Genomic DNA, 12,536 nt, shown 5'->3' with positions numbered 1-12,536 from the left:
TGGGCACTGCGACCTGCCGACCGCGCTCGGTGCGGGCCTGGATTCCTCCGCCTCGCGCGGTTCCCCGCGCCCCCACGGCGCTCCGCTCAGTCCATTCGCCGCGGGCCGCCCAGCAACTGGCCCTCCGACTCGACCGGGTTGGTCATCACGAACTGCTGCCGCATCCTGGTCGCCCAGAGCGTGATGTTGTCGGGCAGCGTCGGCAGCGACGTCACGTCCTGCTCGCCGAGCGAGAGGACCCGCGCGACGACCTCGGCCTCCTGCGGCGAGATCCGCTGGAGGCCGACCAGGTCGGCGGAGTTGAGCACCCGGGCTGCGTTCGGTCCCAGGTAGGGCAGCAGGGTGAGGGTGGTCTGCCACGGGGTGGCGGACAGCCGGCTGCGCGGCGGCCGGGCACCAAGGTCGCGGACCACCAGCACCGGTGAGGTGACCGAGGCACCCTGGGCGCCGAGGCGCCCGACGTGATGCACCGTCACACAGGGCTGGCCGCCGCCGGCAGCCTGAGCCAGCGGCCCCCAGGCCTGCGGGCGTCCGGTCTCCACGGCGACCCGGGCACCGGTGGCGGCGGCCCGCAGCGCGATGATCTGCGCCGTCCACATGCCGCCGACCAGCACCACCTCGTACGGGGTCGGCCGGAACAGCCCCAGCACGGCGGGCTGCTGCTGCGCGTCGACGCCGATGACCACACCGTCGTCGCCGACCGGGAAGGAGAGTGCGGAGAGGTCCTCGGGAGCGAGGACGTGCTGCTCACGGCGCGGGCCGCGCAGGCCGAAGCCCGGCCGGATCCGCAGCGCGCTGCGGGTGCGGTCGGCCTCTGAATCGGCCGGCTGGGCGGGGTAGGTCTGATAGGCCATCAGGAAGTCCCTCCCAGGGGCAGCGTGGCGAGCAGACCGGGCGCCTGCTCCTGGTCGAGCCGGGTCAGGCCGACACCGGCACTCTGTGCGCGGGTCTCGACGAGCCGCCCGATCTGGGTGACCTCGCTCTCGCTGCGCCCGGTCACCCGGACGTGCCCGCTGATGCCGACCGAACCGCCGGTGCCCCGCCTCGCGGTGAGGCTGAAGGTGCTCGCCAGCGCGGGGGTGCCGGTGACCAGGTTGACCAGGTCGGGGGCGGCGATCCGGCCGGGGGTGCCACCGGGGCGGCTGAGCTGCGGCCACTTGGAGATCCAGTACGTGCTGTGCCAGCGGTCGTCGATCCGCCAGAACTTGCGGCTCTCCTGGGTCCGGCGGCTGCTTCCGCCACCGCCGCCGGTGCCCTGACGGCCCGCCACCGCGATCGGGTTGGCGCAGATCGAGATGGCCAGCGCGGCGATCAGCTCGCGCTCGTCCAGCACGGTGGCGGTGAAACCGGCGCCGTTGAGCCGTCCGGCCAGCTGGTCGGTCACCCGCTGGAGTGCCTTGCGGGCGCCCTCCTCGCCGCCGCCGCGGGCCAGTACGGCGGTGGCCGCCGCCTCGGGGTCGAGCTTCAGTGCGACCCAGGTGAGCCGCAGGCCCGGGGTGCTGAGGCCGTCCTGCAGCTGGTGGTAGGCGCGGGCGGCGAGCGACTGCTCGGGCAGGTGCGGGGCGGGCGCGGGCTGGGTGTGCTGGACCAGCTGGACCGACTCCAGGGCGATGTCGTCCACCTGGAGCGCCGAGCAGATCACGTCCAGCGGCAGCGGCAGGGTGGTGCGGGCGGGCCGCAGCGGCTGGTCCTTGGACTGCACCAGCAGGATGGAGGTCAGGAAGGTGCCGTCGCCGACCATTCCGGTCTCGCGCCGCAGCGGGCGGCCGCCGCCGAGGTCGGCCTCGGTGGCGTGGGTGTAGGTGCGCAGTGCCGGCTCGACCTCGAGCGCGGGCGCCAGCGCCGGGTCGGTGCCCGGCGGAGGCACGTTGAGCTGGGCCTGCTTGCGGCGGGCGCCGTAGCCCATCCGCACCTGCAGTCCCTCGGGCAGGACACGGCCGCCCAGCGGCAGCAGTGCGACGACCACCAGCAGCACCGCGGGCACCGCGAACACCCCGGCCATCGCCTTGCTGATGGTCCAGCCGACCGCGACCAGCGCGGCGGCGACCTCGATGAGAACGAGCTGCTGCAGGCGCAGACGGGTTCCGAGCAGGCCGGGACGCGGGTGGACCTTCACCGCGATCGGGGCGGTGCCGCCCCCGGACCGCGCCGGTGTCGAGCGGCGCGTCCCCCTGCCCCCGTTCCGTCGGCCGCCGTTGCTCCTGCCGTGCGATGTGCTGCGTCGCTCTGGAGCGGTCTGGCTTGGCATCCCCCGCGTGAACCTCTCTGATCAGATATCACGGCCCGGTTGGCTGGTCGGCACACCGGACCCGTACCGTACTCACCGTCTGCTGCCGCATCGTAGAGGCTTTGCATCGTAGAGGGTTCGCTGCACCTCGTGCCCGCCGGGTGGCAGACTCGCGCATGGACCAATCGTGCTGACGTACGCACAGGTGCCGGGCCGAGGCTGTCGGGCCAGTCCGGCTGTCGGTCGAACAGGGGAGACGACAAGATGGCATCACGCCGCGACGAACTCAACGCCTATACCTTCGCGCGCAAGCGCATGGTCGGCGCCTTCCTGCAGCCGGGGGGTGGCGGCAGTGACGAGGACGCCCCGCGTCCGGTGCGGGCCGTGCTGCCGAGCATCGTGGTGGCGGCCGTCGTGGTGGCCGGCTTCGGGATGTGGGGCGTCATCAAGCCCACCGCGCCCAAGGGTTGGGACGACGGCAAGAGCATCATCCAGGGCAAGGACTCCACCACCCGCTACGTGGTGCTGGTCGACCCCAAGACCAACGAGAAGTACCTGCACCAGGTGCTGAACATGGCTTCGGCCAGGCTGGTGCTGCCGGCCGGGGCCAAGGTCGTGCCGGTGGTGGACTCGGCGCTGGACGCGTACAAGAACCACGGCGCGACCATCGGCATCCCGTACGCCCCGGACCGGCTGCCCACCTCGGACGACGCTTCGCAGGCGAAGCTCTGGTCGGTCTGCGACCGGCCGGGAGTGGGCGGGCAGCAGGCGACCATCAACCAGTCGGTGTTCGTCGCGGCCGACAGCGAGAAGAAGATGCTGCAGCGGCCGGACCTGGTGCTGGGCAGTGGTCAGTGGCTGTTCGTGCAGGGCCCGCAGGACGGTGCGCAGGACATCAACAACAAGGACCTGCCGGCCAGCGAGTACCTGATCGACCAGGCGGGCATGAAGCACGCGCTCGGTGACAACAGCACCGATCCGATCGACCGCCACGCGATGGAGGCGGCGCTGTTCGGCAGCGACGCCACGCGGGAGCAGGTCTCCAAGGAGTGGCTGGCCACCCTGGGGGACGGGGCGCCCATCAAGTTCCCCACCATGCCCTCCGGCAACAACATCGGTGCGCATTCCACCGTGAACATCACGCAGCAGAGCGAGCGGAAGGTCGGACGGCTGCTGTCGTTCCAGGACAAGACCTACTACGTGGTGGGCGCACAGAACCTCTACCAGATCTCCGCCTTCCAGGCCGAACTGATGCGCAACAGCCGGGCGTTGAAGGACGCCTACCCCTCGGGTACGACGCCGAAGTTCGCCGAGCTCTCGCCGAACGACTACGCGAGCCTCAAGGACAGCGTCGTCACCAAGATGATGGACGACGACCCCAAGGACATGCCGAAGGAGAAGCCCGCCGAGCACGCGGTCAACGACGGCAAGGGGGCCCGTACGGTGCTCTGCAGCACCTTCGAGGGCTGGGACAGCGACAAGAACGTCAAGCGTTCGGTCTGGGCCCACACCGAGTACCCCGCCCAGGTCAGCAGCGGCTCCGCCAGTGCGCACGTCTCGCCGGGCCACGGCCTGCTGTTCCGCGCGGTGGACGGCAAGGGCGGCGGTGACAGCTCGGGCAGCAACTTCCTGATCACCGAGACCGGTCTGCGCTACTCGGTGCCGAGCAACAACGACGGCCCCAACGCCAAGGGGGCGCCGCCGGCGACGAGCGCGCCCGCCGACCCGCAGGGCGGTGCGGCGCAGCAGCAGGGCAACGAGGCGCAGGCCCGGCTGGGCTACGACAAGGTGCAGCCGACCCTGGTCCCGCGCGCGTGGTCCGACCTGGTCCCGGCCGGGCCGGTGCTCAACACCAGTGCCGCGCTCCAGGCGCAGAACGCCTGATACACCGTTATGACACTGCGTCAGTCGAACAGCTGGCGCAGTGTCATCATCTCGTAACTGCCGCACTCCCGGTGTTGGGTGACTTGCGGATGGCGACTACAGTGCTTCAGGACATCACACCGTGATGTTTGACGGATGGTCCGTGCCAGGGCTGTCAGTCAGGATGTCTGTTCTCATGGGGGACGGTGGACCATGTCTGGTCAGTTCACGACGACCGCTGAAGAAATGACGGCTTTCGCCAACCGGATCGGTGAGGTGAACGCCCAGGTCCAGGGGGAGATCGGTCGGCTCAACACGCTCGTCGACGAGATCCAGGCCGGCTGGAAGGGCCAGGCTGCTGAGGCCTACAAGCAGCTGCAGCACCGTTTCAACGACGACGCGACCGCGCTGAACAAGGTGCTCGACGAGATCAAGCAGGCGATCGAGGCCACGACCAAGGCGTACTCGCAGACCGAGCAGGAGCAGCAGTCGTCGATGAGGGGCTCGTTCTGAGCCACGGCGCCGAAACGCCCGTAACTCATCGGCCGCTGTGACGGCCGCCGCGATTCCATCCAGAAGGAGACACCGTGTCCGACGCGAGCATTCTCGTTAATTTCTCCACCATCCAGAACGCCAGCCAGGAGGTCCGCCAGACCGCTGCGCGCATCCAGTCGCAGCTGGACGAGCTGAAGGCCGGCGTCACCCGGATCGCCAGCAGCTGGGCGGGCGCGGCGCAGGAGGGCTACCAGGCCCGCCAGCGCGAGTGGGACACCAAGGCCGCTGACCTGCAGCAGGCCCTGGGCCAGATCGCCACCTCGCTGGACAACGCCGCGCAGAGCTACCAGTCGACCGAGCAGCGCAACCAGGCGATCTGGGGCGGCTGAGCCGGGGCCCTGCACCGGGGTACGGCAGTAGTGCACATGGGGCGGGTGTCCGGACGGGCGCCCGCCCTGGGCCTGTTCAAGGCCCTGGCGCGCGGGCGACCGCGCGCACGACATCGGGTGGATCAGAGGGGAAGACAGGTGTCGTTGGGTACCTACCGCAGGGCTGCCGCGGGACTGGTCGCACTGGGGGTGATCGGGACCCTGGCGAGTGTGCCCGCGTACGCGGCGCAGCCCTCGCCGGATCCGAGTGACTCCGCGGCCCTGCGCTGGTCGCCGCTGGGGATCGCGGCGTCCGGCGAGTGCGGCAACCCGGCCGCGGACGTCCAGGGCGTGCCGTGGGCGCTCCAGCGGGTGCTGCTCGACCAGCTCTGGAACGGCGGCAAGGAGCGGGGTCTCAAGCCCGATGGCAAGACCCCGGTCGAAGTCGCGGTGATCGACACCGGGGTGGACAACAGGAACCCGCAGCTGGACGGCAAGGTGGATGCCGGCCCGTCGCTCCTGAAGGACAAGGACGGCAAGCAGGTCGACGGCAAGAGCACCGATGACACGGTCGGCCACGGCACCAAGGTGGCGGGGATCATCGCGGCCAAGCCGTACTCGGCGACGGGTTTCGTCGGACTGGCGCCGGACGCCAGGATCTACGCGATCCGGCAGAACGACAGCCAGGGCAGCGGTGACGTGTCGACTCTGATCGACGCGGTCAAGGATGCGATCAAGGCCAACGTCGACGTCATCAACATCTCGCAGGATGTCCGGGCGACCGACGACAGCGGCAACTTCCCCCAGAAGGATGACCTCAAGGCCGTCCTCAAGCAGGCCGACGACCAGGGCATCGTCGTGGTCGCCTCCTCCGGGAACGACGGGCGGGAGGGGCCCACCTACCCGGCGGCCTTCGACACCGTGCTGGCGGTCGGCGCCTCGGACCGCAACAACGAGCGCGCCTCGTTCTCGCAGTACGGGGACTTCGTGAAGATCGCGGCGCCGGGCGTGGAGATGCTCTCCACCGTTCCCGGACACGGTCAGTGCGTGGACAACGGCACCAGCTTCTCCGCCCCCTACGTGGCGGGGGTGGCCGCGCTGCTGAAGGCGAAGTACCCGAAGTGGACGGCCGCGCAGATCCGGGCCCGGATCGAGCAGACCGCGCAGCGCACCGGGCCCGGTGCCAACCGGTTCATCGGCTGGGGCGTGGTCGACCCGGTGAAGGCCGTCAGCAGCGACGCCCCGCCCGAGGAGGACCCGGTTCCCGACAAGCCGGTGCAGCTGGACACCACGAAGATCGTCGCGCAGCCGCTCGGCCTCGGGGAGACCCAGGCGCAGAAGGACAGCCGGACCGGCACCTATGCGGTGGGCGTGGGCGCGCTGCTGGTCGCCGGGCTGGCAGGCAGCGCGATCGTGGTCCGGGACCGCAGGCGCCGCAACGAGGGCTGACATCCAAAGGACGGCCGCGGGCCCGGCCCCCCGGGTGGGGAGCCGGGCCCGCGGCCGTCCCGGTGCTCAGACCCGCTCGTCCTCGGGCAGGGTGATCACCCAGTGGGTGTCCTGGCGGGGGCGGAGGTAGCAGACCCAGTACAGCGAGGCGGCGACGGTGATGGCGCCGGTCCACAGCAGCGCGGTGACGTCCAGCTGGGTCAGCACGTAGCCGAGCGCCGCGATCAGCAGGACCGGCAGCACCGGCCAGAGCGGCTGGCGCCAGGCCGGGGCGTCCTTGTGCTGTGCACGGCGGGAGAACAGGGCGGCGACGGCGACCAGCAGGTAGAGCGCGGCGACCGCGACACCGGTGATGTTGGTCAGCAGGGTGTTCGGCACGAAGCAGAGCACCGCGCCGGGGACGCCGACGGCCAGCGTGGAGACCCACGGCGCGCTGAAGCGGTTCAGGGTGCCGAAGGCCCGGTTGACGGACTCGGGCCAGGCCCGGTCGCGGCCGGAGGCGAAGAGCACCCGGGAGTTCTGGATGACCATCACGATGCCGGCGTTGATGATGGCCAGCGCGATGCAGAGGCTGATGAAGGTGCCGAGGGCGGAGTTGCTCCAGCCGACCACCATGCCGGAGATGTCGCCGGCGGTCAGCGTGGCCAGGTCGGGGGCGCCCATGGTGATGGCGACGACCGGGACCATGATCACCACGACCGAGAGCGCGAGCGTCCACAGCACGGTGCGGGCGACGTTGCGGCGCGGGTCCTCCAGCTCCTCGGAGAGGTAGATCGCGGTGCTGAAGCCCTGGGTGACGAACAGGGCGGTGCCCATCGCGGCCAGGATCGCGGCCATGCCGACCGGGCTGGTGGCACCGCTCGCGTCGGCGGACACGCCGTGCAGCAGGCTGCCCAGGCCGCGCTCGGTGTGTGCGAAGCCCAGGAAGGAGACCACGGCGGCGGCGATCACCTCGAGGACCAGGAAGATGCCGGTGATCCAGGCGTTGGCCCGCAGGTCGAGCAGGCCGGCGACGGTGGCGGCCAGCATCACGCCGGCGCCGGCGACCGCCGGGTCGATGTGCACGATCGGGGCCAGGTAGTCGGCGGTACCGAGGGCGATGACCGAGGGCACGATCATCACCACGATCAGGGACTGGATGAACACCAGCCACCCGGTGAACCGGCCCGCGAGGGTGCCGACCATCGCGTACTCGCCGCCGGCGCTCGGGACCAGGGTGCCGAGCTCGGAGTAGCAGAACGCCACCGCTACGCAGATGAGCGCTCCGATGCCGATGGTCAGCGCGGTGGCGGTGCCGAGGCTGTTGAAGAGGCTCGGCACGATCACGAACAGCGAGGACGCCGGGGTCACGCAGGAGAGCGTGAGCAGGGTCCCGCCCACGACACCGAGCGAACGGCTGAGCTTCGTCGGCGCTCCGTCGAGGCTCTCAGCCGCCGTGGTGGGGGCTGCGGCGAGTGGCGGGCGAAGCGTGTCGGTCATGGGCGTTCCGATCGGCTCGTGAGGTCGTGGGGAGGGAGCGCTATCGCCTCCAGTGGCTGGTGTCGGTCCCGGTCGCTCCCGGAGCCATGGAACAGGGGCGTATAGATCGCGTCAACGGCCGAACTGCTTCGGAATCCGCAGGCCGAAGCGGGCCGGACAGGGGATCCTATGGCTGCGCGGGGCGATCACCGAGCATGTCCTATTTGTTACCTTCGCCATGACGTATTTGAATCAAAGGTGAACGCAGATTGCCGCCCGTGAATCCAAGGCTTCCTGCTGGGTGGGCCGCTGCTGGCCCAGGCGCCCCGCCAGGCCCCCGCGCCGCCCGCTCCCGCAACGAGAACCGCAGCAAAGTCATGCAAGAAACTCGATAACGTTTCAGCACCTGGGACGGCAGAGGCCGGGTCCGTCACCGGACCCGGCCTCTGTTCGTCACTCGGTGCTACGACACTGCCCGCTGTTACGGCGCGGGCGTCCAGCCGACCTGGACGGTCTGGCCCGCCGTCATCCGGCGGGTGACGTAGATGCCACGGCCCGGCGGCAGCGGCTGCGGCTTGGCCGTGCCGAGCAGCGCACCCTCGTTCTTGTCACCGGAGAGCAGCAGGCCCTGGCCGCCCAGCTCGCGCATCCGCTGCATGATCGGCTCGAAGAGCGACCTGCCGGCACCACCGGCGCTGCGCGCGATGATGATGCGCAGACCGATGTCGCGGGCGAACGGCAGGAACTCGCCCAGCGGCGCCATCGGGTTGCCCGACTGGGTGGCGACCAGCTCGTAGTCGTCCACGATCACGAACATGTCCTTGCCGCTGTACCAGCTGCGGTTGCGCAGCTGCTCGGGCGTGACGTCCGGTCCCGGCAGACGGCGGGCGCAGGCTCCGCGGAGCATCTCCACGATCGAGGACATGGCGGGCGCGGCCGCCGCGTACTCGACCAGGTACTCCGGCGGCACCACGCCCAGCAGCGAGCGGCGGAAGTCGCCGATCACGATGCCGGCCTGGTCCGGGGTGTAGCGCTCGGTGATCTGCTTGATCAGCATGCGCAGCACCGCGGACTTGCCGGACTCGCTCTCACCGAAGACCACGAACATCGGGTCGGTCTCGAAGTTGAGGAAGACCGGCGCGAGTTCGGTCTCGTCGACGGCGAAGGCGACACCGAGTTCGGGGTGCTCGAAGCCCTTGGGCAGCGAGTTCCCGTCGAGCACTGCGGGCAGCATGCGCACCTGCGGCGCGCGCGGCCCGGTCCAGGCCCCGTTGACCGCCTCGACCAGGCCGGCCAGGCCGTCGCCGAGGTCGTCGATGGTGGACTTGCCGTCCAGGCGCGGCAGGCCGGCCAGGAAGTGCAGCTTGTCCGCGGTGAGGCCTCGGCCGGGCGAGTTCGCCGGGACGTTCACCGCGACCTTGCGGTCGATCTCCGACTCCATCGAGTCACCGAGCTTCAGCTCGGTGCGGTTCTGCAGCAGGTCCTTGAGTGCCGGGCGGACCTCGGCGTACCGGGAGGCGGTCACGATGACGTGGACGCCGTAGCCGAGACCGCGCGCGGCGATGTCGGAGATGACCGGCTCCAGCGCCTCGAACTCCTGCTTGAAGGTGAGCCAGCCGTCGATGATCAGAAAGACGTCGCCGTGCAGCTCGTCCGGCAGCTGGCCATTGGCCCGCCTGGACCGGAACGTGCCGACGGTGTCGATCCCGGCCGCGCGGAACAGCTCCTCACGGTGGTTGAGGACGCCGTGCACCTCGCTGACCATGCGGCGCACCTTGTCGACGTCCAGTCGCCCGGCGACGCCACCGACGTGCGGCAGGCCCTCCAGGCTCTGGAAACCGCCACCACCGAAGTCCAGCAGGTAGAACTGCGTCTCCATCGGGGTGTGGGTGACCGAGAAGCTCGCCACCAGGGTCCGGACCAGGGTGGACTTGCCGGAGCGCGGACCGCCGATGATCAGACCGTGACCGGCCGCACCCGAGTAGTCCTGCTCCAGCACGTCGCGGCGCTGGTCGCGCGGCTTGTCGACGATGCCGACCGGCACCTTCAGGGTGCCGACCTTGCCGAAGTCCGAGGAGGTGAGCCCGCGTTCGGGGGTGACCTGGAGCGGCAGCACCAGCCCGTCGATGCTGGGGGCGTCCTCCAGCGGCGGCAGCCACACCTGGTGGGCGGGCGGGCCCTGCCCGAGCATCCGCTGGACGAAGACGTCCAGCATGGTGTCGAGCAGCGAGTCGTCGATCTCCTCGACCTCCTCGACGACCTCCTCGACCACCGGCTCGATGATCGGCACCTCGGCCGCGGTGAACAGCACCGGCTGCGCGGTGATCACCTGGCCGCTGCTGGTGCGCTGCTGGCCCGGCGGGCGGTAGGGGCCCGAGACGTACGCGGCGCGGAAGCGCTCCATCACGTCGGAACCGAACTTCAGGTAACCGACACCCGGGATCGGCGGCAGGTGGTAGGCGTCCGGCACACCGATCGCGGCCCGCGACTCGGCGGCCGAGAAGGTGCGCAGACCCAGACGGTAGGAGAGGAAGGTGTCCAGACCGCGGAGCTTGCCCTCCTCGAGGCGCTGCGAGGCGAGCAGCATGTGCATGCCCAGCGAACGGCCGATACGGCCGATCTGGATGAACAGATCGATGAAGTCCGGCTTCGCGGTGAGGAGTTCGGAGAACTCATCGATGATCATCAGCAGCGAGGGCAGCGGGTCGAGGGCCGCACCGGCGGCACGGGCCCGCTCGTACTCGTTGATGTTGGCGTAGTTGCCCGCCGCGCGCAGCAGTTCCTGGCGGCGGTTCATCTCGCCCTCGATCGCGTCGCGCATGCGGTCGATCAGGGTGGCTTCGCCCTCGAGGTTGGTGATCACGGCCGCGGTGTGCGGCATCTCCGCCATACCGGCGAAGGTGGCACCACCCTTGAAGTCCGCGAGGACCAGGTTGAGGACCTCGGAGGAGTGGGTCACTGCGAGCGCCAGCACGATGGTGCGGAGCACCTCGGACTTGCCGGAACCGGTGGCGCCGACGCACATGCCGTGCGGGCCCATGCCCTGCAGCGAGGCTTCCTTGATGTCCAGCCAGACGTACTCGCCGTTCTGGCCGACACCCAGCGGGACCTTGAGCTTCTCGGCGATCGGACGCGGACGCCAGTGCCGGGCCGGGTCGAAGGAGCCCGGGTCACCGGTGCTCATCATCTCGGTGAAGTCCATGCTGACCAGCGACGGGTCGCCGTCGTCCCCGCCGGCCGAGACCCGGAACGGTGCCAGCTGGCGCGCCAGCGCCTCGGACTGCCAGGAGGACAGGGTGTCCGGCTTGCCGGAGTACGAGGCGCCGGAGGCGGACTCCAGCAGCAGCTCGTCCTTGGTCAGAGAGATCACCAAGTGTCCGCTGGGCTCGTCCAGTTCACCCGGGACGACCTCGATCACGGTGACGCCCTGGACGCCCTCCGCACCGGCCAGCGCCGAGTCGGGCGGCACCGAGGCGCCGTCCATGATGACCACGATGTGCGGCTGGTCGGGAGACGGCACGGTGTCGCGGGAGAAGCCCTTGCGGCCCGCCAGCTCGTTCTCCAGCAGGTACTCCAGCTCACCGAGCCCGGTCGCGATCAGGCGGCGGGAACCCGCGCCGTCGCTGTCCTTGCGGTGCTGGGTGTGCGGCAGCCACTTCGCCCACTCCCACTCCTCCACCGCGCCCGGCGCGGCGGCGACCGCGATGACCAGGTCATCGGGCGAGTGCAGGGTGGTCAACTGGGCGATCATCGCCCGGACGTTGCCGTACACGGTGTCCGGATCGCCGCAGACGGTGATGTGGTAGAAGGCGCGCAGCGAGACCGCCAGCGGCAGGTCCTGCAGAGTGCCGTGCGCGGTGAGGAAGTTCTTCATCGCAGCGGCGGCCAGCGGCTCCAACTCGTCCAGCGGCGCGGTCTGCGGTGCCACCAGCGGCGTGGACAGCTGCTGTGGACCGCGGCCGAGCCTGATCTGGGCGAAGTCCGGGTCACCGGGCCTGCGTTCCCACAGCCGGCGGCCCTCCGCCACGATCGACCACAGCTGGTCGGGCTCCGGGTGCAGGAACAGCTGGGCGCCGCGCTGGCGCTCGGCCGTACGGCGCACCTGGCGGCGCATCTGCTGCAGGTACTTCAGGTAGTCGCGGCGCTCGTCCGCGGTGCCCGCGTTGCCGCCCTTGCGTGCCTTGATCATCTGGGCCACCGCCATACCCGCGGTGGAGGCGACCATCAGGACACCCATCATCTTCTGCGGCCCCTGGGCACCGGGCGAGAAGAGGAACGCTGCGGACCCACCCATGCCGAGCAACGGCAACAGGGACATCAGCCAGTCCTCGCCACCCGCTCTGGGCAGCTCCGGCGGAGGCACCAGCTCCACCGGCTCGTCCGGCACCGCGGGCGGATACGCCCGCGCCGGACGCTTGACGGTAACCACACTCATGCGACCTCCTCGCTTCGCTCGTCGGCCGCTTCGCGAAACTCGCACCTTCTAACGGTTCGCTCGCTTCGCTCGCCCACTGGCATCAGCCCTCACGCACTGGATACGTACGGGTGAGGACGCCCCGTGTTGCGATGACGCCGCCCCCGCTCCGCCGACCGCAAGCGTCATCGGGGTCGCGCGAATCCGCCCCCGTTACGCCTTGCGCAGGGGCCGATCCTACTGGTCTGCCCGGACGGTGCGA

The 12,536-nt window shown here is 70.3% G+C and carries 8 protein-coding genes; 4 read left to right on the top strand and 4 right to left on the bottom strand.

Annotated elements, in window-relative coordinates; all coding sequences use genetic code 11:
* Positions 1-86: 86 nt before the first annotated feature.
* Both ACWDAK_RS26025 and eccE read right to left on the bottom strand, forming a co-directional pair.
* Entirely contained in the window at positions 87-854 is a 768-nt protein-coding gene (locus ACWDAK_RS26025; protein WP_344640477.1) for a hypothetical protein, read from the bottom strand.
* Positions 854-2,116 carry a type VII secretion protein EccE gene (gene eccE, locus ACWDAK_RS26020; RefSeq protein WP_344640476.1) on the bottom strand — a complete coding sequence of 421 codons (1,263 nt, stop codon included), beginning with the start codon at positions 2,114-2,116 and terminating at the stop codon, positions 854-856. Before eccE ends, ACWDAK_RS26025 begins: the two co-directional genes overlap by 1 nt.
* A gap of 375 nt (positions 2,117-2,491) precedes the next feature.
* Between eccE and eccB the strand changes: the two genes are divergently transcribed.
* The 4 genes from eccB (at position 2,492) to mycP (ending at position 6,402) form a co-directional block, all read left to right on the top strand.
* Positions 2,492-4,111 (top strand): type VII secretion protein EccB, encoded by a 1,620-nt coding sequence (gene eccB, locus ACWDAK_RS26015; protein ID WP_344640475.1) that lies wholly within the window; start codon positions 2,492-2,494, stop codon positions 4,109-4,111.
* 192 nt (positions 4,112-4,303) lie between these two features.
* A complete protein-coding gene (locus ACWDAK_RS26010) occupies positions 4,304-4,603 on the top strand; it encodes a WXG100 family type VII secretion target (RefSeq protein WP_427395392.1) in 300 nt (99 codons plus the stop codon).
* Positions 4,604-4,677: 74 nt separating this feature from the next.
* Positions 4,678-4,974 carry a WXG100 family type VII secretion target gene (locus tag ACWDAK_RS26005; RefSeq protein WP_344640473.1) on the top strand — a complete coding sequence of 99 codons (297 nt, stop codon included), beginning with the start codon at positions 4,678-4,680 and terminating at the stop codon, positions 4,972-4,974.
* A 138-nt stretch (positions 4,975-5,112) separates the two neighbouring features.
* The gene (gene mycP / locus ACWDAK_RS26000; protein WP_344640472.1) at positions 5,113-6,402 is read left to right on the top strand and encodes a type VII secretion-associated serine protease mycosin; all 1,290 of its coding nucleotides are present in this window, start codon (positions 5,113-5,115) and stop codon (positions 6,400-6,402) included.
* Between the two features lie 66 nt (positions 6,403-6,468).
* Here the strand turns inward: mycP and ACWDAK_RS25995 are convergent, their stop codons facing one another.
* Both ACWDAK_RS25995 and eccCa read right to left on the bottom strand, forming a co-directional pair.
* A complete protein-coding gene (locus ACWDAK_RS25995; protein ID WP_344640471.1) occupies positions 6,469-7,881 on the bottom strand; it encodes an APC family permease in 1,413 nt (470 codons plus the stop codon).
* A 460-nt stretch (positions 7,882-8,341) separates the two neighbouring features.
* The gene (eccCa, locus tag ACWDAK_RS25990) at positions 8,342-12,295 is read right to left on the bottom strand and encodes a type VII secretion protein EccCa (RefSeq protein ID WP_344640470.1); all 3,954 of its coding nucleotides are present in this window, start codon (positions 12,293-12,295) and stop codon (positions 8,342-8,344) included.
* Positions 12,296-12,536 lie beyond the last annotated feature (241 nt).

The organism is Kitasatospora sp. NPDC001175 (assembly GCF_053598215.1).
The sequence above is the reverse complement of the archived record's forward strand: the minus strand, read 5'-3'. Positions and strand labels throughout refer to the sequence as shown.

Bases quoted from the DNA above. Each gene is read 5' to 3' on its own strand.
- ACWDAK_RS26025 (WP_344640477.1), bottom strand. From the start codon at position 854: ATGGCCTATCAGACCTACCCCGCCCAGCCGGCCGATTCAGAGGCCGAC.
- eccCa (WP_344640470.1), bottom strand. From the start codon at position 12,295: ATGAGTGTGGTTACCGTCAAGCGTCCGGCGCGGGCGTATCCGCCCGCG.
- ACWDAK_RS26010 (WP_427395392.1), top strand. From the start codon at position 4,304: ATGTCTGGTCAGTTCACGACGACCGCTGAAGAAATGACGGCTTTCGCC.
- eccB (WP_344640475.1), top strand. From the start codon at position 2,492: ATGGCATCACGCCGCGACGAACTCAACGCCTATACCTTCGCGCGCAAG.
- ACWDAK_RS25995 (WP_344640471.1), bottom strand. From the start codon at position 7,881: ATGACCGACACGCTTCGCCCGCCACTCGCCGCAGCCCCCACCACGGCG.